At 61.8% G+C, this 22,293-nt stretch carries 22 protein-coding genes; 10 read left to right on the top strand and 12 right to left on the bottom strand.

Annotated elements, in window-relative coordinates; translation table 11 throughout:
• Positions 1–41: 41 nt before the first annotated feature.
• From RIN79_RS07165 to RIN79_RS07115, 11 genes are all read right to left on the bottom strand, one after another.
• Positions 42–500 (bottom strand): hypothetical protein, encoded by a 459-nt coding sequence (locus RIN79_RS07165; protein WP_309083950.1) that lies wholly within the window; start codon positions 498–500, stop codon positions 42–44.
• A complete protein-coding gene (locus RIN79_RS07160) occupies positions 497–1,492 on the bottom strand; it encodes an alpha/beta hydrolase (RefSeq protein ID WP_309083949.1) in 996 nt (331 codons plus the stop codon). Before RIN79_RS07160 ends, RIN79_RS07165 begins: the two co-directional genes overlap by 4 nt.
• Before the next feature lie 43 nt (positions 1,493–1,535).
• The gene (locus RIN79_RS07155) at positions 1,536–2,429 is read right to left on the bottom strand and encodes a glycine betaine ABC transporter substrate-binding protein (protein WP_309083948.1); all 894 of its coding nucleotides are present in this window, start codon (positions 2,427–2,429) and stop codon (positions 1,536–1,538) included.
• A gap of 62 nt (positions 2,430–2,491) precedes the next feature.
• Positions 2,492–3,376, bottom strand: coding sequence for a glycine betaine ABC transporter substrate-binding protein (locus RIN79_RS07150; RefSeq protein WP_309083947.1), 885 nt, complete (start codon positions 3,374–3,376; stop codon positions 2,492–2,494).
• A 23-nt stretch (positions 3,377–3,399) separates the two neighbouring features.
• Complete coding sequence (locus RIN79_RS07145; RefSeq protein WP_309083946.1) at positions 3,400–4,188, bottom strand: ABC transporter permease; 789 nt, start codon at positions 4,186–4,188, stop codon at positions 3,400–3,402.
• Positions 4,185–5,303 carry an ABC transporter ATP-binding protein gene (locus RIN79_RS07140; RefSeq protein ID WP_309083945.1) on the bottom strand — a complete coding sequence of 373 codons (1,119 nt, stop codon included), beginning with the start codon at positions 5,301–5,303 and terminating at the stop codon, positions 4,185–4,187. Before RIN79_RS07140 ends, RIN79_RS07145 begins: the two co-directional genes overlap by 4 nt.
• The gene (locus tag RIN79_RS07135; RefSeq protein WP_309083944.1) at positions 5,300–5,962 is read right to left on the bottom strand and encodes an ABC transporter permease; all 663 of its coding nucleotides are present in this window, start codon (positions 5,960–5,962) and stop codon (positions 5,300–5,302) included. Before RIN79_RS07135 ends, RIN79_RS07140 begins: the two co-directional genes overlap by 4 nt.
• A 15-nt stretch (positions 5,963–5,977) precedes the next feature.
• Positions 5,978–6,661 carry an isochorismatase family protein gene (locus RIN79_RS07130; protein WP_309083943.1) on the bottom strand — a complete coding sequence of 228 codons (684 nt, stop codon included), beginning with the start codon at positions 6,659–6,661 and terminating at the stop codon, positions 5,978–5,980.
• Positions 6,662–7,966 carry a Xaa-Pro peptidase family protein gene (locus tag RIN79_RS07125; RefSeq protein ID WP_309083942.1) on the bottom strand — a complete coding sequence of 435 codons (1,305 nt, stop codon included), beginning with the start codon at positions 7,964–7,966 and terminating at the stop codon, positions 6,662–6,664.
• Between the two features lie 85 nt (positions 7,967–8,051).
• On the bottom strand, positions 8,052–9,083 hold the full coding sequence (locus RIN79_RS07120; protein WP_309083941.1) for a GlxA family transcriptional regulator: 1,032 nt from the start codon (positions 9,081–9,083) through the stop codon (positions 8,052–8,054).
• A 630-nt stretch (positions 9,084–9,713) separates the two neighbouring features.
• Positions 9,714–10,709, bottom strand: coding sequence for a LacI family DNA-binding transcriptional regulator (locus RIN79_RS07115; protein WP_309083940.1), 996 nt, complete (start codon positions 10,707–10,709; stop codon positions 9,714–9,716).
• 214 nt (positions 10,710–10,923) lie between these two features.
• Here RIN79_RS07115 and RIN79_RS07110 point away from each other — a divergent pair, with 214 nt between their 5' ends.
• The 8 genes from RIN79_RS07110 (at position 10,924) to RIN79_RS07075 (ending at position 19,292) form a co-directional block, all read left to right on the top strand.
• Positions 10,924–11,649 carry a glucosamine-6-phosphate deaminase gene (locus tag RIN79_RS07110; protein WP_309083939.1) on the top strand — a complete coding sequence of 242 codons (726 nt, stop codon included), beginning with the start codon at positions 10,924–10,926 and terminating at the stop codon, positions 11,647–11,649.
• A complete protein-coding gene (locus RIN79_RS07105; protein ID WP_309083938.1) occupies positions 11,642–12,415 on the top strand; it encodes a sugar isomerase domain-containing protein in 774 nt (257 codons plus the stop codon). Before RIN79_RS07110 ends, RIN79_RS07105 begins: the two co-directional genes overlap by 8 nt.
• Positions 12,412–13,563, top strand: a complete 1,152-nt coding sequence (locus RIN79_RS07100; protein WP_309083937.1) for an amidohydrolase family protein — start codon at positions 12,412–12,414, stop codon at positions 13,561–13,563. The genes RIN79_RS07105 and RIN79_RS07100 overlap by 4 nt, the downstream gene beginning before the upstream one ends.
• Entirely contained in the window at positions 13,560–14,807 is a 1,248-nt protein-coding gene (locus RIN79_RS07095) for an alkaline ceramidase (RefSeq protein WP_309083936.1), read from the top strand. Before RIN79_RS07100 ends, RIN79_RS07095 begins: the two co-directional genes overlap by 4 nt.
• Positions 14,808–14,918: 111 nt before the next feature.
• Entirely contained in the window at positions 14,919–16,229 is a 1,311-nt protein-coding gene (locus RIN79_RS07090) for an extracellular solute-binding protein (RefSeq protein ID WP_309083935.1), read from the top strand.
• 74 nt (positions 16,230–16,303) lie between these two features.
• On the top strand, positions 16,304–17,191 hold the full coding sequence (locus RIN79_RS07085; RefSeq protein WP_309083934.1) for a sugar ABC transporter permease: 888 nt from the start codon (positions 16,304–16,306) through the stop codon (positions 17,189–17,191).
• On the top strand, positions 17,188–18,069 hold the full coding sequence (locus tag RIN79_RS07080; RefSeq protein WP_309083933.1) for a carbohydrate ABC transporter permease: 882 nt from the start codon (positions 17,188–17,190) through the stop codon (positions 18,067–18,069). The genes RIN79_RS07085 and RIN79_RS07080 overlap by 4 nt, the downstream gene beginning before the upstream one ends.
• Complete coding sequence (locus tag RIN79_RS07075) at positions 18,066–19,292, top strand: hypothetical protein (protein WP_309083932.1); 1,227 nt, start codon at positions 18,066–18,068, stop codon at positions 19,290–19,292. The genes RIN79_RS07080 and RIN79_RS07075 overlap by 4 nt, the downstream gene beginning before the upstream one ends.
• A 517-nt stretch (positions 19,293–19,809) precedes the next feature.
• Here RIN79_RS07075 and RIN79_RS07070 read toward each other — a convergent pair.
• Positions 19,810–20,052: a hypothetical protein gene (locus tag RIN79_RS07070; RefSeq protein ID WP_375165884.1), complete on the bottom strand. Its 243-nt coding sequence runs from the start codon at positions 20,050–20,052 to the stop codon at positions 19,810–19,812.
• Between the two features lie 162 nt (positions 20,053–20,214).
• Here RIN79_RS07070 and RIN79_RS07065 point away from each other — a divergent pair, with 162 nt between their 5' ends.
• Together RIN79_RS07065 and RIN79_RS07060 are read left to right on the top strand one after the other, a co-directional pair.
• Positions 20,215–20,607: a hypothetical protein gene (locus RIN79_RS07065; protein WP_309083930.1), complete on the top strand. Its 393-nt coding sequence runs from the start codon at positions 20,215–20,217 to the stop codon at positions 20,605–20,607.
• 448 nt (positions 20,608–21,055) lie between these two features.
• Positions 21,056–21,304 (top strand): hypothetical protein, encoded by a 249-nt coding sequence (locus RIN79_RS07060; RefSeq protein ID WP_309083929.1) that lies wholly within the window; start codon positions 21,056–21,058, stop codon positions 21,302–21,304.
• Positions 21,305–22,293: the final 989 nt, after the last annotated feature.

Genomic DNA, 22,293 nt, shown 5'->3' with positions numbered 1-22,293 from the left:
CGTTTCGGAAGAATCGATAGCATGGCCAAGAAGCCAGTGTCTCAAATTATGTCTACGGGCAGTATGCCTCCAGAAGACGGGCGGCCGGCGGTCAGGCATGGTGTGCGGCCGGGAAAGGACTGCCCGATCGCACACACAAGACCGCGAACTGCATCGGGATCCAACGTGATGCTTAGTGGTTCGCCGCTCTCGTTTTCCTGAACAAGAACGAGCATCGACTGGTCCAGCATATGTGAACCAGGAATAGTTCCGGCTTTTCGGCCTCGTTTTCCTTCACCACGGTTCCCGCTATCTCGTAGGTCACGGCAAACCGTACGCCCGCTGGCGATGAGATCAACATCGCTACTGACGTCGTTGCCGCTTCCGTCATCACCTGCCTGGCGCTGTAGGCGGTGGATGGAGTTACGATCAAATGCAACGGCGAGAACCCAGGCCGGCCCCTCCACCCCCTTGCGGAAGTCGACCGGCTTTATTCGGCTAAGGCGCTTCTTCTGGGTCATCCTCTCCGAGTTAATCCGGCCCGCGACAACGACGGCGCCTTGATGGCGTGGATGATGCGGGCGAAACTCGCCCTCGCCCGATCCACCATATGGCGGCCACGGAGGTAGCCGTGTATCAACCCATGTTCCTCCCACTGGTACGCCAAGCCCCCCGCAGCCCGAACTCGTTCGCAGTAGATCTTTCCATCGGATGAGAGAGGATCACACTCGGCACTAAAAATCACTGTTGGCGGAAGCCCTGAGAAATCGTCGTCCGCGAGCGGCATGAACCGCAGATCCGCCGCGACGTCGGCGCCGCCAGTCCAGGTGGCAACATATGTGCGAAGGTCGCGCGTCGTCAGCATGGGCGCATCGGCATGTGCCACGTATGAGCCTGTCTCCATGTCGCCTCCGAGATAGGGATAGATCAGCACCTGGCCGACCGGGGCCCGCGGGTGACCACGGGATTGGCGGGCAAGACAGGCTGCAAGGGTGCCTCCAGCTGACTCTCCCACAAGCACAAGCGGCTCGCTGAATGCCTCCGCGGCCCAGTTGAAAGCGGCCACCACGTCATCGAGGGTTTCGTGGTGGCTGTGCTCCGGCGCAAGCCTGTAGCCAACCGAGACGAGCGTGTATCCGGTTGCAGCAGAGAGCTCCGCGCAGATGTCGTCATGGCTGTCGAGACTCCCCAGAATGAAGCCACCGCCGTGGAAATAGAGCACCGTCGCGGCCTTACTGGGCTGCCCGGGCCTATAGATCCGGATCGGGATCGAGTAGCCCGCAGCGGCAATGGCACTTGTTTCCGCTGCCACTCCCTCGGGATAGCCCGCAAAGAAGGCACGGCTCGTCCTTTCGTAGACCTCGCGATTCTTGGTGATCGGCATGCCGATCGCCTCGGGCGGATAAAAGGCATTCACCCGCTGAATGAAGGCCCAGGTCTGGGCATCAACGAGAGCGGCGTAATCGGGGCTCACGGTGCCCTTCTCTCCCTGGGGGGAGCCGGGGTATTCCATGGGACTACGCTTCGGGTCCGCGGGTGAGACGTGCCACCAGCTTTCACAGGAGACCTGCTTCCCTGAGGAAGGTGGCGGCGACCTCTTCGACAGACTTCTTCTCCACGTCTACTTCGCCGTTCAGGCGCTGCATCACGGTGTCGTCGAGCCGCGCGGAGAGCGCTTCCAGAATACCCTGCAGTTCCGGATGCTCCTTTAGGACCTCCTGCCGTACGACCGGCACCAGCGCATAGTTCGGGAAGAAATTCCTGTCGTCCTTGAGCAGCACGAGGTCCATGGCGGCAATCCGCCCGTCTGTAGCACCCACCACCGCCACGTCCACATCCCCGCCCGCAAGCGCGGGATAGACCAGCCCGATCTCCATGGGGCGGATGTTCCGGCGGCCCGCCTTGAACTCATACGCTTTTTCGAGTCCGATCAGGCCGTCCTCGCGCTTCGGAAACTCGGCCGTCGTCGCCATAAGGAGCGACTCCCCGGCTTTATAGGCAGCGGCCATCTCGGAGATTGCCGTCATCCCCTCCGTTTTCGGATTGTCCTTCCGGATGGCGAGCGCATAGGTGTTGTTGGCATTGGACGGTGCCAGCCAAACCAGCCCTTTCGCCCCATCAAGATCCTTGACCCGCGCATAGGTCTGTTCCGGGTCCAACCGCTCCGTAACCTTGTTGAAGGTGACAAGCGAGGTGCCGGTGTATTCCCAATAGAGGTCGACCTCGCCGCTCTCCAGGGCCGCTCGGACAATGTTCGTGCCCATGCCGTCCTTCTTGTCCACCCGGTGGCCCTTGCTTTCAAGCAGCTGCTTGGTCATTTCCGCGACAAGGAGCTGCTCGGTAAAGTCTTTGCCGCCAACGGTCAGGTCCGCGGCAAGTGCCGTACCGGCAATCATCACGACCGCCAAAGCATACGCAATCGTCGAAGCAATACGCGATAGGATGCTCATCGCAATCCCTCCCTTCTTGCTGTTTTCAGCTGTGCTTGCGCCGAAACACGCGATCGCTTTTCTCATAGAAGCCCACTTTCCTTGAGGAACATCGCGGACACCTCCTCGATGGACTTCTTCTCCACATCCACCTGCCCGTTGAGCCGTTGCATCGCGGCATCGTCCAGTCTCGCCGAAAGGGACTCGAGTATGTCCTTCAGCTCCGGATTGGCATCCAGCGTCTCCTTTCGGATAACGGGCGCAAGGGCATAGTTGGGAAAGAAGCCTTTGTCGTCCCGCAGAAGCGCGAGACCCAAGGCTGCGATCAGCCCGTCAGTTGCCTGCGCGGAAACAACATCCAGGTCTCCGTTGGCCAGTGCATTATAGGCAAGGGCAAGCTCCATCGGCCGGACATTCGCGCGTCCCGCCTCGAAGCCGTAGGTCCTCTGCAACCCGAGCAGCCCGTCCTCCCGCTTCGGAAACTCCGCCGTGGTCCCCATGCGCAGGCTCTTGCCGGCGTTATAGGCCGCCGCCAGATCGGAGATTGTCTCCATACCGGCGGTATTCGGATTGGCGGTGCTGATCGCCATGGCATAGGTGTTGTTCGCCTTGGAAGGCGCGAGCCAGACGAGCCCCTTTTCGCCGTCGAGCTCCTTCACCCTTTCATAGGTCTCTTCAGCAGAGAGCGCCTCCGTCACCTTGTTAAAGGTGATGAGCGAGGTGCCTGTATATTCCCAATAGAGGTCGACCTCGCCGCCTTCCAGCGCAGCACGGACGATCACAGTGCCCATGCCGTCCTTCTTGACTACTGTGTGTCCTTTGCTCTCCAGCAGCTGCTTCGTCATCTCCGCCATGAGGAGCTGTTCGGTAAAGTTCTTGCCGCCCACAGCAAGTTCGGCCCCCCAGCCAGCCGCCGGGCTAGCGAAGAATAGCGCCGCGGAAGCGGCCACCCTCAGAAAGAAGTGCATTTTTGTTTCCTCCCATTTTCCCGCTATCGCAGCGGATTTATTCCCCGCGGCACCAGGTGGTATTGGACCCTGCCGATGAGGAAATCTGTGATGACAGCGATGAGCGCTGTCGGAATGGCACCTGCCAGAACCATCGGCGTCTCATTCAGCGCGATGCCTGTGAAGATGAGCTCGCCAAAGCCGCCGGCGCCGATGAGGAAGGCGAGCGGCGCGGTGCCGACGCATATCGAGAACGCAATGCGGATGCCGCCGAAGATCACGAACAGTGCGTTGGGCAGCTCCACCCGCCAGAACACCTGGGCGGGCGTCATCCCCATCCCTCGCGCGGCTTCGATCAAATGCGGCGAGACTGCCCGCAGCCCGGTATAGGTATTCCTGATGATGGGCAGGATCGTCATGGCCCAGAGGCCGAACACGGCAGGTGCGAACCCGATGCCTAGCACCGACATGGAGAGCGCCAAGATGGCCAGCGTCGGGATCGTCATGCTCAGATTGAAGATCTGAAGGATGAGCTCCGATGAACCGCGAAAGGCTGGCCGGGAAAGAACGGCGCCGATGGGAATTGCAGTGAAAGTGGCAAGCACCGCGGCCGACACCACCAGCTCGATGTGTTGCCGGAAGAGATAGATGATGTCCTCGCGATAGCTGAGAATCTCCGGCAGCATCCCGCTCGACCAGGCCCAGCTCAGAAGCGCCAGGAGGAAGACGAGCAGGAACAGGAAACCTATGCCGTCCAACCGGGCGCGGGCTGACGCGAAATTCGCGCTCCCAACCTGCGGGACGGTCACTCGCTCGGCATCGGCGTGCATCATGAGTCTGCGCCCCGCACGGAGAGGGACCTGACGATTGAGCGCCAGGTGAGGATACCCTTCAGCCTGCCCTCCTGATCGACGCAGGGGAGAACTGGCATGTCCTGCGCGAACATGAGTGCCACCGCATTCCGCAAATCAGCCGAAATCTGCACGGTTGCATGAACTGGCCGGCTGCATTCCGCCGCCGTAGCCTGGGTTTGAGCGACGTCACCCTGAGCAAGCATGCCGGATGGGCGGCCCTCAGCGTCCACCATGGGGAGCGCGAGCAGACCCGAAGCACGCAACGCCGCCTCCGCGCGAGCAGCGGGGTCGTCCTCGTGGATAATCTCGAAGTCGGTGAGCATGGCCTCCGCAACGGAGACAAGGGCAAGGCGCTTCAGCGCCCTGTCGGACCCGAGGAAATTCGCGACGAAGTCGTTGGCGGGCCTGGCAAGGAGCTCGGCAGGCGTGGCGAACTGCTCCAACCGACCGTTACGGAAGATCGCGATCCTGTTCGCCATCTTCACCGCCTCGTTCAAATCATGCGAGACGAAGATGATGGTCTTCTTCAGAGCACCCTGCATGCGCAGGAACTCGTCCTGGATTATTTCCCGGTTGATGGGATCGATGGCGCCGAAGGGTTCGTCCATCAGCATAACAGGCGGATCGGCGGCGAGTGCCCTGATGACGCCGACGCGCTGTTGCTGCCCGCCGGAAAGCTCTTTCGGGTATCGGTCCATGAACGTGGCGGGCGGCATGCCGACCAGTTCGAGCAACTCGACGGCCCGGCTGCGCGCCTTCCTGCGATCCCAACCAAGAAGATCGGGGACCACGCAGATGTTCTCGGCCACCGTTTTGTTGGGAAACAATCCGATTTGCTGGATGACATAGCCGATGGAGCGCCTCAGCCTGATGGGATCCACCGCGCTCGTATCTTCGCCGTCGATGAACACCGTTCCGCTGGTAGGCTGGATCAGCCGGTTGATCATCTTCATCGTTGTTGTCTTGCCACATCCTGACGGGCCGAGCAGAACGCAGATTTCGCCTTTTGGCAGCTCGAAACTAACGTCGTCGACCGCAACGATGCCGCGCTCGCGGCTACCGAAGATCTTCGTCAGATGTTCCAACCTGATCACGCCTCCACCTCGCGCCGGATGCCAGCGGAAGTGATGAGCCTTTGGACGAGCGCCAGAAGGAGATCGGCCGCAATCGCCAGCAGCGAGACGGCGATGGCGCCGGTGATAAGCTGCCGGGGGTCGGACTGGCTGATGCCACGCGAAATGAACGTGCCGAGGCCGCCCGCCCCGATATAGGCAGCGATGGCGGCAATCCCGATATTCATGACCACCGCAGTCCGGATGCCAGCCATGATGACCGGAAGCGCCAGCGGGATCTCTATCTCACGCAGGCGCTGGAGCGTGCTCATACCCATGCCGATCGCCGCCTCGCGCAGCGCCGGATCGACGTCAATTATCGCGGTATAGGTGTTGCGGATGATCGGCAGCTGAGAATAGAGCACCACGGCGATCACTGCCGGAACGTATCCGATGCCATGGCCAATGGGCGAGAGCAGCGGGATCATAAGACCGAAGAGCGCGATGGACGGCACGGTGATCAGCATCGATGCGGCGTAAAGGACCACATCGGCCGCCAGCCTCGACTGTGTGATCGCTACACCGATCGGAACGGCCGTCGCGATGGCGATCGCCACGGCAACGAAGACGATGGAAAGATGCTCGAGTGCCCGCTCGCCGATGACCTCCTGGTTGTCGATCATGAATTGCAGGACTTCCATCGCTTCGCCTGCCTGCTAGAGTTGCCGGTAGAGTTCGTCTGCGTTCTGGAAGGTGAAGCGGAGCGGCACCGATCCAACCACCTGCCAAGCTTCGATCCTCTCGCCCAGGAGCAGCCGACAGGCGCCGTTGGTATCGGTGACGGCACCCCCATAGAGCCGGTTGGCGATGTTGAGGATGGCTGTCTTGTGCATGGCCGAAGTCGCGCTGCTGCAGGCATCCTTGACCAGAATGACACGGAAGCCGCCGTCCACTGCATGCTTCACCGTTGCATCGATACAGGCTTCGGTCCACACGCCGGCAATGAACAGCCACTCCACACCGGCTTTGTGTAGAAGTTCGGCGAGACGGCCGTCACCAAAGGCGCTCGCCTCGGATTTTATGAGAACAGGCTCGCCTCCCACGGGTCCCACTTCCGGGCATATCTCGGAAAGTGGGCTGCCTCGTTCACTGAACGCCGGCGTTCCATCAGGCTTCACCGGATAAAGTGGCCGCCGCGCGCGCATGCTGCCGTCAAGAACATACGCCGAATGCAGAACTGGCACGCCGCCCGCGCGAGCTACCTCCTGAAGCTTTCGCACATTGGCGATCAGCGTATCAAATCCCGCCACGAGGTAGCGGGCGTCCTGCCGGTGCTCCTCCTGCAGGTCGACAAAGAGCGCGGCCGCCTTGGCTTTGTCGATCGAAAGCGGGCGCCTCATTCACACCTCCTTGGAAAGGAAGTCTTCCTCATAGGGGAAGCGCGAGAGAAGCTCGGTCCCGGTATCGGTGATCAGTATTTCATCCTCGAGCTTGACCCCCTCGCGGCCGTCCTTCTCACCGATGTAACTCTCGACACTGACCACCATGCCCGGCACCAGGTGTCCGTCACGGCCATAGGTCTCGTAATCAATGGCATGTGCGATGAACGGCGTTTCGCCATGCATGCCGACACCATGCATGACGGAAGTGTAGCGCTGCTCGATGAAACGCTCCGGAATTTTCCAAGCCTTTTCCGCGATCTCGCGGAATGCCATTCCTGGCTTGACGATGCCGATATTGTGCTGAACCTGGTCATAAGCCATCCGGTACAGCGTCTTCTGATAGTCGGTCGGCCTGCCGGGACCGCAGCGAAAGGTGCGCGAGAAGTCGGAATAGTAGCCATAGCACCCGATCGTATCTGTATCGAGCGCAACGAGTTCGCCCGGCCGGATCTTGCGGCCGCTCGCCTCGTTAAACCACGGATTGGTGCGTTGACCGGAGGTGAGCAAACGGGTTTCGATGAATTCTCCACCCTGCCGGATCACCTCGTGATACATCATGGCGAAAAGCTCGTTCTCCGAAATACCGGGCTTGATCGCTTCGCGCACGGCAGCCACCGCCGCTTCCGCGCCGGCCATCGAGACCTGGAGACACCTTACCTCCTCCGGTGTCTTGATGGCGCGAACCGCAAGGATCTCGCCTTGACAGTCCTTCACCTCACAACCGCGTTTCTCAAGCGCCAGGGCGTGAAGATGCTGGCACCGGTCGAGGCCGATTTTCATCGATCCGCCTCCGTGGGCGCGAAGGAGATCGGCGATCTCGTCGGCAAACGATCCAGCCGACTCGTCGTCGCGGCCGGAAACCGAAGACCACACCAGTTTCGACGGACGCGCTTCATCGACCGTGTCGAGAACCATCGAGACATGGTAGCTCTGCGGGTACTCGAAGAGGATGATCGGCCCCACCGCTGGGATGAAGAAGTACCGCGTGGAATTGCGCAGAAAATAGCCGAACATGTTGCGCGAGCCGGTGGCGTAACGCTGATTGTAGGGATCAAAAAGGACGACCGCACCGTAGCCTGCCTCGCTCAGCCAGTCGCGAAGCCTCTTCAGCCGGCCTTTTCGTAGCGCATTGGCGTCGATGTAAGGCGGCTCGGTATCGGACAGCCACATGCCGCCGCCGGGATCGGCCGCAGCGGGATGGCGCATCCGGTCGGCGAAGTCGACGTCATCCACCTTATCCGGATCAAAGACGACAATACTCATGAACAACCTCCCCTATCGAGAGGAGGATGAACCATCGTCGCGCTCGGCGATGCCTGCGATACCGCAAAAATTGTGCCGGAATCCGCTAACAGACTTCACCAAGCTGACGCTTTCCGTTTGAGGCTATAGGATTGCGCGGCCGTCGGCGGGCGTCGCGCGGAGGGTAGCCGAATTGCTCGCGAAAGGCGCGGGCGAAGCTCGATGCGCTGGCAAAGCCGCAGGACAGGGCGACCTCGCCTATGGGAACGCTGGAATGGGCCAGAAGATCCGCCGCTCGCCCGAGCCTTAGCCGGCGGTAGTAGAGGCTCGGAACGGTGTTGAGTTCCGCCTGGAAGGCACGTTCGAGCTTGTCTGGCGAAATGCTCAGGCGCCGGGCGAGATCGGCCATGCTCAGCCGGTCTTCCACCGCATCCTCCATGATAGCCACTGCTTTCAACACCAGGTCGTCGCGAATGCCGGTGCGTAGACGTAGCGGCATCATCCTGCGGTCGACACTGGAGCGCAACGGGCTATGTACATACCATTCGGCAACACCCGCGGCGAGTTCCGGGCCATAATCTCTGGCAATCAGCTCAAGCATCATGTCCAGGCTACCCACACCTCCTGCCGAGGTGAAGCGGCGCCGGTCTATCACGTATAGATCGTGCCGCATGTCGAGATCCGGAAATGCTTCCCGAAAGGCGGGCTGGCTGGTCCAGTGCAGGGTGCAGGCATGGCCGTCAAGCAACCCCGCCCTGGCGAGAAAGAAGGCGGCATCCGCGACGGCTCCAACCTTGCCGCCCGCCCGGAGATTTTTCCTGATCCAGACAAGTGCCTCGTCTGCCACCACCAGGTCGGCATCGCCGCCGGAGCAGACTACGATCCGGTCGACCAGCGGCGCTGCTTGAACGAAATAGTCAGGATCGATACCCACTCCGTTGGATGCAAACACTTTTTGCCCACTAACGCCAACTGTAATCCAGGTATAGCATTGCTTTCCAGCAAGACTGTTGGCCGCGCGAAGCGGTTCGATGACGGAGCTGAACGCCATCAAGGGAAAGCCGGGAAACACGAGAACCGCAAACCTCACCGGCGTCTCGGCATCGCCTTCAAAGGACGCGGGCGCATGCTGCTTCATGATCCCTCACCGATATTCCCGATCATGTTGCACCAATTCCGGTCAAGGGATAGGCACTACGTCGGAAGGTAGTCGGTCGCGCGGCTGGTGCTGAAGCGCCTTCCCGCCCGCTCTACAAAGCTACCTCTGGCAGGATAAGTACGCCGCAAGCGTTGGCAAGACGTCGGAAACTCCTTTCGTCCTCGCCAATGTCCACCCAAGTCTGCCCGAGACCACATCGGGAAGCCACCGGCCTAAGTCTCCTGTGGGCCGCGGTAAGGAGCCCTGCAGGCGTGGTGGAACGAGGCTGACTAGTGTTGCTGCCGAGCGCAGCGGCGTCCGCCCGACCGTCTCGGCAGACGCTCGGCGCCTCCTGACCTAGTTGAACAGGGAGCAGCGCGGCCGCTGAGCGTAGCGACAAGTCTGTTCTTCTTCCCGGTTCTGCCATGGCCTTCCTCGGTCCGAACCTGCCGCGGCATGTCTCGGCTCTCTTTTCACAGGAAGCGGAAGTCGGCTGTGTGCATTCATCCGCCATTCCTCGGCGCATGGTCGAGTCTTCTTTGCCTGAAGTGCAGTTCGTGCCTGTCCGAGGGACCAAAGTCCGAGATTATTCCCGTCCCAAGCATCAGCTCGAGAAGGAATCGAGCATGCCTAGGGTGCCGCATTCGTCGTCGACCGAACGATCAGGTGCGTTTCCAGGACATAGCACGCATCGCCCAGCGCATCCGACTGCAGCACCTGCATCAGCAGCGATACGGAAAGTTTGCCCGCCTCCACTGACTGGCCGGAAACCGTGGTCAGGACAGGCACCATCAAGGGTCCCAGCGCATCGTCGCAGCCGACAACAGAAAACTCCTCCGGCACGGATACGCCGCGTGCGGCGAGGCCGGCCAGAACGCCCTGCGCCATGACATCGTCGAAAGCGATCGCTGCCGTGGCTTTCCGGCCGAGGATGGAGGGGACCGCCTGCAGGCCAGCCTCGAAGCTTGGGACGGAAGCCGAGACAACGCTGAATTCCAGGCTAAGTTTGGCAGCAGTGTTGCGCGCGGCGGAGCGGCGCTGCCTGTTCGACCAGGAGGCCGAGGGGCCGCTCACATAAACTATGCGCCTGTGCCCCTGCTCGGCCAGATGTCTTGTCGCTTGCGCCACGCCGGTGCCACTATCGATCAGCACCCTCGGAATCCCCTCCACGTTGCGGTTGATCAGCACCATTGGCTTCAGCGAGGCATGCGCCAGGATGCGCTCGTCGGAAAGACGGGGGGACGCAAGAATCACTCCCTCCACCTGGCTCGATAGACGGCTGAGCAGCTTGTCTTCCTTCTCGGCGTCCTCTTCGGAATTGCCGAGGAAGACGCAGAAATCGTACCGGTCCGCCTCCCCCTGCGCCGCCCGGATCAGAGGCGGGAAGAAGGGGTTTGCCACATCCGGCACGATGAGGGCGATGTTGCCGTTGCGGCCGGTGCTGAGCGCGCGCGCCGTATGATTGGGAATATAGCCGAGACGCTCGGCCACCGCCTTGATGTGCTCCACCGTATCGGGGCTCAGCATATGCGGCTTGGTGTAGGCGCGCGAAACGCTGGAGCGCGCCACACCCGCCGCCTCAGCCACCTGGCTGATCGTAACCCCGCCCTTCCGCTCGACCGGCAAAGCTCTTCTCCCGGCGTTCATTGCCCCGCATGAGAATGCATGAGGCGCGCCGCAATGCAAGCGTTGACATGCAACCGGTTGCACATAATATGACGCATACCGGCGACAATGCCTCCAGCCGGAAGCTGAAGCCTTTCTGGAGTTTTGCTTGCGTCCCTTTCTATCAGACGTGCCGCCCTTACCCGTTTCCGCTCGCCGGGTGGAACAGCTACTCGTGCAAACCTACCGCAACAGCGAGGAAATGGGCGCTGCTGCCGCGGTTGCGGTCGCCGAGGCGCTGAGAGAGGGCCTGCGCCAGCAGGATCACCTGCGCATGGTCTTCGCTGCCGCACCAAGCCAGTCATCCATGCTCGCGCGGCTCAGCGGCGCCGAGAGCGTAGACTGGAGCCGTGTTACTGCCTTCCATATGGACGAGTTTATCGGTCTTCCGCCCGGCGCGCCGCAGCGCTTCGGCAATTGGCTCGACCGGCATTTATTCGAACGAATTCCCTTGGCGGCCGTGCACAAGATCGACCCCGAGCCGAACCCGCAACGGGAGTGCGAGCGGTATGCGGCCCTTCTGGACGAAGCGCCGATCGACGTGATCTGCCTCGGGATCGGGGTCAACGGGCACATCGCCTTCAACGACCCGCCGGTAGCCGACTTTGAAGATCCGCTGGACGTGAAGGTGATCGAACTAGACGAGATCTGCCGCAGGCAGCAGCTCGACGATCAGGGGTTTGCCAGCATGGACTCCGTGCCGCGGCAGGCGATCACGCTGACGATCCCGCGGCTCTTGCGCGCCGACCGGCTCTTCTGCATCGTGCCAGGCACGCACAAAAAAGAGGCGGTGCGCGGCAGCTTGCAGGGGCCGGTGACGACCGCCTGCCCGGCGAGCATCCTGCGCCGGCACCCGGATTGCACGCTCTTTCTGGACAGGGAGGCCGACCCCGATGCCTGAGACGATCGACGCCGATGCACTCTGCGCCGGCTATCTCGCAGAAGTCCATTCGCTGATGCAGCGCATCCTGAGCGAGGAGCGCGCGCCGTTGGATGCAGCGGCCGCAAGGCTGGCAGAGCAGATCGAAGCCGACCGGCTGGTGCACATTTTCGGCCCCGGCGGCCATTCGAACCTCGCCTCGCAGGAAGTCTTCTTCCGCGCCGGCGGACTGATGCATGTCAGCGCCATCCTCGACGAAGGCACACTTCTTTCCAACGGCGCGCTGCGCTCCATGGCCATCGAGCGCACGCCGGGCTATGGCCGCGTGGTCATCTCCAACGCCCGCCTCGGCGAGACGGATATGCTGATCCTCGCCAATGCCTATGGCATCAACGCGGCCCTCATCGACGCCGCCCTGGAAGCGCGTTCGCGCGGCGCTTTTCTCATTGGTGTGAGTTCGCGCGAGCACGCGCAGAACACGGCGCCCGATCACCCGGCGCGCCATCCGACCAAAAAGAACCTGAATGACATCGTCGACATCGCGATCGACACGAAGGTGCCGATCGGCGATGCGGTGGTGCGCGTGCCCGGCATGGGCGAGAACATCGCCGCGATCTCGACATTTGCCAATGCCTTTGCACTGAACTGCCTGGTGATCCGCACAGTCGCTAAGCTCGTGGAGCGCGGCATCGAGCCTCCGGTCTGGCGCAGCGGCAACGCACCGGGGGGCGATGAGGCCAACGCGCGCTTCATCTCCCGTTTTCGTGACCGGGTGCGTAGCCTGTGAGCGGCACAGCCGTGATCACCGGCCGGGATCCCGCGACCGGCGAAGGGATCGCCGTCTCCGTGCGCGATGGGGTGATCGTCGCGATTTCGGCGGCAGAGGGCGCTGGTGACGGCTATCTGACGCCGGGGCTGATCGACCTGCAGGTCAACGGCTATGCCGGCATCGACCTTAACGACGGGAAGGTTGATCCTGAGCGGGTTATCCAGCTCACCCGCACTATGCTCTGCCTCGGCGTGACCACCTATTTACCGACGCTGATCACTGCATCGAAGGAGGCGCTGCTCGATGCGCTGGCAGCGATTGCCGAGGCCCGGCGCATGGATGGGCTGTCACGGCAGGTCATCCCCGGCATCCACATGGAAGGGCCGAGCGTGTCGCCGGCAGACGGCCCCCGCGGCGCGCATCCGGCGGCCCACGTTCGGCCGCCCTCGCTCGAGGAGTTTTCGCATTGGCAGAAGGCGAGCGGCGGCCTGATCCGCCTGATCACACTGGCGCCCGAGCACAAAGGCGCCGTGGATTATATCCGCGCAGTCGTGGCTGCGGGTGTTCATGCCGCGCTGGGACACTCGGCCGCCACCCCGGAAGAGATATTTGCCGCTGCAGAAGCGGGCGCTTCGCTTTCCACGCATTTGGGCAACGGCGTCGCGGGGATGATGCCCCGCCACCCCAATCTCATCTGGGCGCAGCTTGCGGAAGACCGGCTTTCGGCGAGCTTCATCGCCGACGGCCATCATCTACCTGCTGAAACCTTCAAGGCGATGCTGCGCGCCAAGGGTCTTGAACGCTCGCTGCTTGTCTCCGACTGCGTGGCACTCGCCGGCATGCCTCCCGGCATCTATTCGCAGGTGGTCGGTGGCGAGGTTGAAGTGCGCAGCGACGGCCGGATCAGCATTACCGGCACGCCTTATCTCGCCGGTGCCGGCCTGCCGCTGATTGCCAACGTACCAATCGCGATGCGTATGGCGGGGCTCTCGCTTGCCGAAGCCCTGCAACTTGCGACGATGAACCCGGGACGGTTTGTCGGCGGGCTCGGGCGCCTTGCGCCGGGCCAGCCTGCGGACCTTCTGCAATTCACGCCTGGCGCCCCGGGCGAACCCCTTCAGGTCCACGCCGTCTGGAAGGCCGGCGAAGAGGTGTTTTGTAGATGATCCTAGCCGGCGCCGCCGTCGTCGACATCACCCCGCCTGCCGGGCTTGCGATGTCCGGTTTTGCGGCGCGAACCCTCCCAGCCAGCGGCACGCACGATCCGCTCACCGTGCGGGCTCTCGCCGTTGGTGACACGGCAATTGCGGTTGCTGACGTGATCGGGCTGCACCACGAGATGAGCAAGCGCATCCGCCGCCGCTCCATGTTGCCGGACGAGCGCGTCATCGTGGCGGCACTTCACAATCACGGCGGCCCGGTTTCGATGATCCGGCGGCTCGGCGCTGACGCAGACCCCGCCTATCTCGCCCATCTCGAGGAAGCCTGCGTACGAGCCATCGATGAAGCGGTAGCGCGACAGTGTCCGGCCCGGCTGGAGGTGGGTCTGGGTGTCGATCCCGACATCGCCCGCAACCGCCGCCACTCCGGCGGGCCGCTCGATCGTTCGCTGCCGCTTCTGCGGGTGGTCGGCGAGGACGGTACCGTGATCGCGCTGATGACCGGCTATGCCTGTCATCCCGTGGTGCTGGGAGCGGACAACACGCTTTGGACCGCCGACTATCCGCACTACGTACGCGCAGCTCTGGAGGAAGCACATCCAGGGGCAATTGCTGTCTTTCTGACCGGCTGTGTGGGGGACGCGAACACGGGCCATTCGGCACATGCTTCCATGTCTCTCACGCCAAAGCCGGAGCGCAGCTTTGCGGCTGCGGAGCGGATCGGACGCGCGATCGCGGCTGCAGCCATTCGGGCCACCCCTGCCCCGCTTGGCGAGCATGTTGATGCTGCAGCTGCCGAGGTCGCATTGCGCTTCGAGCCGCGTGAGCAGGAAAAGCCTGAAACCCTGGTCGCGCAGTGGCGGCGACAGCTTAACCAAGCCGATCCATTAAGCGCCACCCTCCTCAATTACTGGATCGCCTGGGCGGAAACGGTCGCCGGGCGCGACATGCGCCCGCTGCCGGCGCGCGTCACCGTCCTTGATTGGGGCGGGTTGCCCGTTATCGGTCTGCCAGGCGAGATATTTGCATCAACCGCGCTTTCGATCCGGGAGGCCTTCGGGCCGAAGCCCCTCTTCATCGCCGGTTTTGCCGAGGACAATCCCGGCTACATCCCGCCGCGTGAGGAGTATGCCTTTGGAGGCTACGAAGTGGACGAGGCACACCGCTACTACGGCCAGCCGGCCACGTTTGCGCCGGGCGGCGCCGAGGCGCTGGCTGCGGCCGCTATATCCTTGCTTCCGAAGCGCTGACGCAGACAATGCACACCGGATTATCGCCCTCAGCTTCACTTGACGCGCAACCGGTTGCATGGCAGGCTTTCGCAAGGGAACACTTCCGCTCAAAAACAAGGGAGAACAGACATGAGAGCGCAGCGCACTTCTCGATCCATCATGGCCAAGATCGCGGCAACGCCGTTGGCGCTCGCAGTGGCCGCGGGGCTTTCCATGACGCCGGCCACGGCCCAGACCATTACCGTGTGGAGCGGCTATCCGGAAATGGCACCGTTCTACGAGCACGTCGCGGAGTCCATGAAGGACGAATATCCCGACCTGGAAGTGAAGGTGGAGGCGATCGCGCTGCGCGAGCACGAAAAGCGCATTGCCCTGGGGCTCACATCCGGCTCTGCCGGAGTCACAGTGATCGAGCTTTCGGGCTCTACCGCCAGCCGCTATCTGGAGAACGACCTTCTTCCGGCCGCACCCGAAAACGTGGCCTCCTTCGTCAGGGACCCTGCCAATTTCGACGCCTTTTTCAGCGAGACAGCCAGCAGGGAAGGCACGGTTTACGGCGTGCCGCTGTTCCGCGGCCAGGGCGCTCTCTTCTACAATGTTGACATGTTCAAGGCGGCCGGTCTTACCGAAGCGCCCAAGACCATGGAGGAATACACCCAGTACGCCGAGAAGCTCACCCAGCGCGATGCCAATGGCAACCCCACCGTTTCCGGCTGGAGCCTGCGGCTTTCCGGCGGCGGCCAGGGCATTGCGGAAAAGTTCTGGATCAACCTGTTCCAGTATGGCGGATCGGTGATCGAGCCGGCCGGCGACGGGAAGTGGCGCGCCAACTATGCCAACGAGGCCGGCGGCAAGACGCTGAAGCAATATCTGGAAAATGTGCACGTGCTGAAGACGGTGACGCCGGAGATGCCTGCGGATGCCGAGGCCTTCGAGCGCGGCCAGACGGCCATGTTCATCCGCGAATCCTGGGTGATCGGCGACATAGCGGCCAAGGCCCCGGACCTCAACTACGCCACCGCCCCCCTGCCCCGCGGCTCGATCGCGTTGCCGACCAATCTTTATGTGAACTCGACCGGGGGCGAGGATGCCGAGGCTGCCTGGGCCTTCGCGCTCGCCGCCAACGAGCCGGAAAATCTAATCTGGCTTTTGGACAATGTAGGTTGGCTGCCCAACCGGGCCGGCGTTGACTATTCGGTCGTCACGAAGCGCGTTCCCGCCTTCGCCGCTTTCGTGGACTACCCGGAAGGCTACGAGTTCTTCACCTTGCCGGCGATCGGTCCGATTGAAGAAGTGCTGACGCGACTGGCCGGCCAGCTCACCAACGCCTACGGCAATGCGGATCTGGCCAAGGACGACGCAGCGATCGACGCTTTCCTTGCCTCGGCAGCGGAGGAGACGAACAACATCCTCAGCCGCGAGGGGTTGCTGGCCGAGTAGGCGGCTCTCGCTAGGAAACGTCCAGAGCGGCACCAGCCGCTCTGGCTGGAGTGGCGGGTCCAACAGGGGAACACATGCTGCAGCGGAGACTATGGTGGTTCGCGATCTTGGCGTTCCTGCCCACGCTCGCGATCTTCGCCTGGGTGCGCATCTACCCGATCGGCGAGACGCTGCGGCTCAGCCTGCACAAGTGGGACATCCTGTCGAAGAACAAGCCATTCATCGGGCTCGATAATTTCCGTGAACTCTTCCACGACCGGCTGTTCCTTGATGCGCTCGTCAACACGTCGATCATAGCCTTCGGCGTGCTGGCGGTGACGATCCCGCTGGCGCTGGTAATCGCAGGGCTGATCCACCATCGGACGGCGTCGCGTTTCTCGGGCTTCTACGAGACGGCCGTCTTCATCCCCCATGTGGTCTCGCTGGTGCCGGCGGCCATGGCCTGGAAGTGGATTTTTGACGCCAAGCTCGGACCGCTAAACGCGCTCTTGCAGTATTTCGGAATTCCCGCGCAGGCTTGGCTCTTCGATCCTGTCCTTTCCGTGATCTGCATCATCGTCCTCTGCTCCTGGCAGGCACTCGGATACGCGGTGCTGATCTATCTCGTAGGATTCAAGAGCCTGCCGGTGTCCCTCTTCGAGGCAGCAAAGCTGGACGGCGCCGGCGGCATCCAGCGTTTCTGGCATGTCGCCGTGCCGCTGTTGAAGCCGATCACGCTCTACGTTTCCGTCGTCACGCTGATCTCCGGCTTCAACGTCTATGCGCAAGCCTTCGTGCTTGCCTCCGACTCCCAGGGAGCGCCCGGCCGCCAGGTGCGGGTGCTGGTGCTCGACATGCTGGAGAACAGTTTTCGCAATTATCGCGTCGGCTATGCGGCATCGGAAGCAGTGGTTCTGCTGGCGATCGTCCTGGTGCTGACGCTGATCCAGTTCGGCCTCCTGCGCGAGAAGGGGCGGAAATGACGGCGGTGAGCGCAACGGAGCATGTGAGCGTGAGCGCGGCTGAAAAAATTCCCACTCGCGAGAGGCTGGTCAATCTGGCGATCGACATTTTTCTTTTCGCCTTCTCGATCCTTATGATCCTGCCGCTTGTCTTCCTGGTCTCGAACGCATTCAAGTCGCCGCAGGAGCTTCTTGCCTGGCCGCCCACCGTCATTCCAACGGACCCGACGGTGGAGAATTTCCGCGCTGTCCTGGCCGACACCCCACTGGCGCGCTGGATCTTCAACAGCCTTGCCTTCGCGGTGCTCTCGACCCTTTCGATCGTCGCCACCTCGGCTATCTCCGGCTATGTGCTGGCCAAATTCCCCTTCCGCACGCTGAAGATCATTTTCGTGATCGTGCTGGCCACGGCAATCGTGCCCTTCGAGGTCTATATGATCCCGCTCTATTTCCAGGCGCAGGCGCTGGGCATCCTCAATTCCATCGGGGGTCTCCTCCTCGGCTATCTTGTGATGAGCTTCGGGATCTTCCTGATCCGCCAGAATGTCATGCACTCCATTCCCGATGAGCTTCTGGAGGCGGCGCGCATCGACGGCGCTGGCGAGCTCTGGATCTTCTGGTCGATCGTCCTGCCGCTCCTGCGCGGCGCGCTCGGGGCGCTCGCCGTTCTCGCCTTCTTCCAGGCATGGACCGCCTTCGCTTGGCCGATGATCGTCGCCACCACCCGCGAAAGCTATACGATCGAGGTGGGGCTGGCACTCTTCCAGACCGGCTTTACGGTGGATCTCGGCCGTTTGAGCGCCGCCTCCGCCACCGTCCTCATTCCTTCCATCACGCTCTTTGTCATCCTGCGCCGCAATTTCGTGCAGAGTGTCGCCAGCACGGGACTGAAGGAATGAGCAGTGCATTCCTGCAGGAGGCAGCCGAGCGCTACACACGCGCCAATGCCGCCACATTGGAGTGGATGCTTTCCCGGCCGACGCTGAAGAGCGGATTCCTAAACACCAAGCTGAACAGCATCACCCTCGCCGACTATACGAGCGCGGACGGATTGCGCGGGCCGGACTATACCTATGGCTGGATCCAAGGCCGCGGCCTCGAAGCGATTGTCACGCATGCTGGCTTCTTTGCCGATCGGCAGCCTGAGCTGGCGCAACGCCTCGATCAGACCGGGCGCCACCTCTACGCGCTTCTAACGCAACTGCAGAGCGCGGATGGCCATGTCTATTTCCGTTACGATGCCGACATGCGGCCGATCCGCGCCGAAAAGGATGGCCGGGTGCTTAGCCAAAACCCCGCTGGCGAAATCTTCACGTACTCGGACGCATTTGCGGCCAAGGGGCTGATCGCGGCTGCGTACCGCTATCGGCCGGAGGACCTGCCCCGCCACCTCGCCTATTTCGGCCGCGTCATCGCGGCAATAGAGGACGGACGCTTCCAGATGGACGAGCAGGCCGAGCTCGGCCCTGCTGCGCTTGCCGCCCAGGCGGACGATTTCGGGCCGCGCATGATCCTGCTGGGCGCCGCGGGCATGCTGGAGCGGCTCGGGTTGGCCGACCATGCAGCCTTTGCCGAACGCTTCATACCCCATGTGATCGAGCGCCACCTCGATCCTCAAACCTGCCTGCTGCGCAACGCGCCGGGCGATGACCGCTGCAATGTTGGGCACGGGATCGAGTTCGCTGGCTTTGCACTGGACTACTCCCCAACCGCGGGCAATCCGGAGCTTGTCCGGATCCTGGAGCGCATCCTGCTTTCCTCGCTCAACTTCGGGTTTGCGGAAGCCGGCCTGTCGCTCACGGTTTCGATCTCCACCACTGAAAAGCTCAGCCCGTATCAGCCCTGGTGGTCGCTGCCGGAGGCGATCCGCACGGCCGCGCTGGCCTGGTCTATTACCGAAAGCCCCGAAAGCCTCAGCGCCTGGCAACGGGCGGACGAAGCCTTCTTCCGCCATTACTGGCGGGGCGAGCCGCCGATCGCCTACCAGACGCTGACGGCAGAGGGACCGGTGGACTACGTGCCCGCCACACCCGACCTCGATCCCGGCTATCACATCGGCCTCAGCCTGCTTGCCGCCATCCGCGTGGCTCAGCAAAAGCGGGTGGTTCCGTCAGGCGGATAGGCAGGTCCTGCGCTGCTGTGAGGACACATTGACCGGAAGGATCGCGTCTTTGGGCGGGATGCGCCTTTCGTGGCTGGACCGCGAAGGAGGCGCTTACAGCCCTCGAAATGCTGCGCTCGCGATTTCAGCAGAATGCGCGTGAAGAGCAGCTGACGGGCAACAGGAAATAAATGGTGATTGGTCTTTCACCCAGAAACGTGAGACGGTTAGGCTAGGCCGCTGAGGTTAGTCACGGGCGCTGACCGGCCGAACAAGGCCTTAAACTCACCTCGCTACGGTTCGTTACCCTTCGCCGCGGCCACGCTGCTGAGTCGCAGCATGAGCAGTACGAACAGTCAGCCTGATCACCCTCAAGACGACGCACGCCGTCAGACAGTGCTCCTCAAGATCTATGCCGCGGTCTCGATTGCCCTTGGCGTAGCCGATTTAGTTTGGATCTCGATCACTATCGTCAATGCCTTGGTGTGACAACCAAGCCTCGCTGGCCAGCCAAGCGGGGGCGCAATCAAATGACATTTCAGCGCGATGCCCAGCGCATCTGCTTTGCACCAACGGTGATGGCGAAGATCGGTCCCTCCTCGTCGGCGACTTCCATTCGCCATTCGCAGCCAAGAGGTAAGCCGTCTATGTCGCGGATCATCTCGCCGCAGGTCCTCGTGGCCTCCTTCAGCGCGGCCTCTGTGTTCGGCAAAAGCACCTCTTCATCCATGCAGTGAGGAAGTTTTTGATCGGGCTTCAGGTGAAAGCGATAGAACGGCATTGGGGGCGTCTATTCGTCTAGGCTGCGGAGTTCTTCTTCAAGCGTTTCACGAACGTCTTCGCGAGTGGCATCTGCTTCGGGGATGGGCTTCCAGGAGCTCGTCGGCCATTGCCTCGGTATCAAGATCCGGGTCAGCGCCGGCAACAGTGTCGGGCTATGTCAATGGCTAAACGTAGCGTCGGCATGTTCCACATCGTCCGCCGCGTGCCCGTCGATCACCAAACGGCGGAGATGCCGATGTTTCGGCAGCAAAGTAAAAGGCTGCACGGCTGCAGCGCACCACAGAAATCAGAACACGAAAGTGTAGAGCAGAATGATGGGAGGCACAATTCGCGATTCGTGTATTTCAGAAGCGCCGACGATATCAGAAAACTACGCTATAGCAGGCAAAAATCTAACCTTGTGAACAATTTGCGACATTATGCTGTTCGTGAGTTCGTTGGGCGTGCGGCTCTCTGGAAGATGTCCAGCTTTAGCGGTCGTGATCAAGCCAGCGCTCTGAATCCGACCGGCCAACGTGAAACTGCGAAAAATATTCACCCGCGGCTGCGTTGACATTCCGTTGGATACGCAAGCGCCTGGATATTTGCGCAGTATGGTAGCTTCAGTTCGCGCTGGTGAAGGGCGACGCCACGCGAGGCGCTAAGTAGCGCCCTACTCTAGAACACCACCGCCACTTCGAAAATCTCCGAGCGCCCCTCAGTTCGAGAAGATCTTCTAGTCCACGCCGCTGCGCCGGCTAGCAAAGCAGACATGCGCATTTGGTTGCAGCCCAACATGCGGACAGGTACGATCAGCAAGTTACGTTCTGCTTGAAGGCTTTGAAGAGCTGACCCGCATTGAGCGCAAAAGCTTTCATGCCGCAAGGATTCCATAGGACTTGATGTGTGGCTTCCGGAGGCGGATTTTGCGGAGAAGGCCTGCAACCTCGTGATGCACGGGGATAGCTTCTAGCTGGAGGTTCCTCGGCCGTCAGGTTCGAACGGCCAATGACGCGCGCGCGATGATGGGCGGCACCTTTCTCGGCTCGGAGATGCAGTGGTCGGCAAGCCCAGGATCGGACGGCGTAACGATTGGTAAGCACACCCATCTGCAGGAGCCGATCGACCCCGATCGGGAGACACCGCCAGTCAAAGACGTCGACGCGACCTTGCTCGACGCCCTCGCGGTAAGACGCATGCCAAATGTCGCGACAACGCGTGTGCGAGGGGTGACCTGCCCCTACACGATGCTGCTGGCGAAGATTTCCTGATCGATAGCCTTCCGGTAGAACGGACGGTAGTGGTTTGCTCCGCCTGCTCCGGACACGGGTTCAAGTTCACAAGCGTCGTCGGCGAGGTGATACAGATCTGCCCATCGCTCCGGTTTCAATTTGAGGGGCATTGCTTGGTCGGCCATGCCAAAAGGATAGTCGGGGTTGCGTTGGAGGCGAGCCTGCCGAAACCGCACATGCGGAACTCGCACTACTCAGAAACTGCCTCATCGGCATTATGACTTCTTCTGCGGGCGCACGATGGGAGCAGGCAATATAAGTACCAGCTGATTTTCAGTGTTGCCTCGCATTTTCCACTCGGGGACTCTGAACGTTCGACGGCTTGATCACACGATAATGTTGCCGAGGCGCCTTCCCCATGTTTGCGCCGCGTGCACCGCGGAGAAGCTAGGGCGCTAGCTTGGCGGAGTAAACCCGGCTGCGCCCAACCGCCGGCATTTCGTGGCAGCGACAGAGACGGCGCGACGCAGCGATGCAGCGGAGCCTTTGTTTTGACATCTCAGCAGGTCGAGGGCAGCAACCCCGCGCCACCTTGAACCGCGATGTTGTATGTGGCCGGCATTCTGGAAGTTGTTGGCGGGATATTGCTGACAGGAGGCCGCGTCCGATCGCGTTCTTGTTGTCCGGCCTGATGGCTTTCGCCTATTTTATCGCTCACGCCTCCCAAGGATTTTCCCCGTGCTCAACCCACGGCGAGGCGGCAATGTCGTATTGCTTCATCTTTTTTACATCGCAGTCGCTGGCCCCGGTTCGCTCAGTATCGATTCCTTGATCGGGACGGCCCAGCAGCCGATGCGAGTGGAATCGTCCATTCGAACCGTCCTCAGATTCGCCACCCCATTTGAGAACATACGGAGAAATGGCGTGGCGAACCACACGGCAAGGTTCTGTGTCTCCTCGAAAAGTGACGTCCCTCCGGGCCCACCAGACTGCATACTTATGCTGAACAGTGCAGAAGATAACGCAGC

Source organism: Chelativorans sp. (genome assembly GCF_031180965.1).
GTDB lineage: Bacteria > Pseudomonadota > Alphaproteobacteria > Rhizobiales > Rhizobiaceae > Chelativorans.
Note: the sequence above shows the minus strand (reverse complement) of the source record. Positions and strands in the feature narration are given on the sequence as shown.

Excerpts from the sequence above, each read along its gene's own strand:
- RIN79_RS07145 (WP_309083946.1), bottom strand. The coding sequence starts at position 4,188 with ATGATGCACGCCGATGCCGAGCGAGTGACCGTCCCGCAGGTTGGGAGC.
- RIN79_RS07060 (WP_309083929.1), top strand. The coding sequence starts at position 21,056 with ATGATGGGCGGCACCTTTCTCGGCTCGGAGATGCAGTGGTCGGCAAGC.
- RIN79_RS07165 (WP_309083950.1), bottom strand. The coding sequence starts at position 500 with ATGACCCAGAAGAAGCGCCTTAGCCGAATAAAGCCGGTCGACTTCCGC.
- RIN79_RS07085 (WP_309083934.1), top strand. The coding sequence starts at position 16,304 with ATGCTGCAGCGGAGACTATGGTGGTTCGCGATCTTGGCGTTCCTGCCC.
- RIN79_RS07130 (WP_309083943.1), bottom strand. The coding sequence starts at position 6,661 with ATGAGGCGCCCGCTTTCGATCGACAAAGCCAAGGCGGCCGCGCTCTTT.
- RIN79_RS07155 (WP_309083948.1), bottom strand. The coding sequence starts at position 2,429 with ATGAGCATCCTATCGCGTATTGCTTCGACGATTGCGTATGCTTTGGCG.
- RIN79_RS07080 (WP_309083933.1), top strand. The coding sequence starts at position 17,188 with ATGACGGCGGTGAGCGCAACGGAGCATGTGAGCGTGAGCGCGGCTGAA.
- RIN79_RS07150 (WP_309083947.1), bottom strand. The coding sequence starts at position 3,376 with ATGCACTTCTTTCTGAGGGTGGCCGCTTCCGCGGCGCTATTCTTCGCT.
- RIN79_RS07075 (WP_309083932.1), top strand. The coding sequence starts at position 18,066 with ATGAGCAGTGCATTCCTGCAGGAGGCAGCCGAGCGCTACACACGCGCC.
- RIN79_RS07095 (WP_309083936.1), top strand. The coding sequence starts at position 13,560 with ATGATCCTAGCCGGCGCCGCCGTCGTCGACATCACCCCGCCTGCCGGG.
- RIN79_RS07120 (WP_309083941.1), bottom strand. The coding sequence starts at position 9,083 with ATGAAGCAGCATGCGCCCGCGTCCTTTGAAGGCGATGCCGAGACGCCG.
- RIN79_RS07135 (WP_309083944.1), bottom strand. The coding sequence starts at position 5,962 with ATGGAAGTCCTGCAATTCATGATCGACAACCAGGAGGTCATCGGCGAG.
- RIN79_RS07065 (WP_309083930.1), top strand. The coding sequence starts at position 20,215 with ATGGCTAAACGTAGCGTCGGCATGTTCCACATCGTCCGCCGCGTGCCC.
- RIN79_RS07090 (WP_309083935.1), top strand. The coding sequence starts at position 14,919 with ATGAGAGCGCAGCGCACTTCTCGATCCATCATGGCCAAGATCGCGGCA.
- RIN79_RS07160 (WP_309083949.1), bottom strand. The coding sequence starts at position 1,492 with ATGGAATACCCCGGCTCCCCCCAGGGAGAGAAGGGCACCGTGAGCCCC.
- RIN79_RS07070 (WP_375165884.1), bottom strand. The coding sequence starts at position 20,052 with ATGCCGTTCTATCGCTTTCACCTGAAGCCCGATCAAAAACTTCCTCAC.
- RIN79_RS07125 (WP_309083942.1), bottom strand. The coding sequence starts at position 7,966 with ATGAGTATTGTCGTCTTTGATCCGGATAAGGTGGATGACGTCGACTTC.
- RIN79_RS07105 (WP_309083938.1), top strand. The coding sequence starts at position 11,642 with ATGCCTGAGACGATCGACGCCGATGCACTCTGCGCCGGCTATCTCGCA.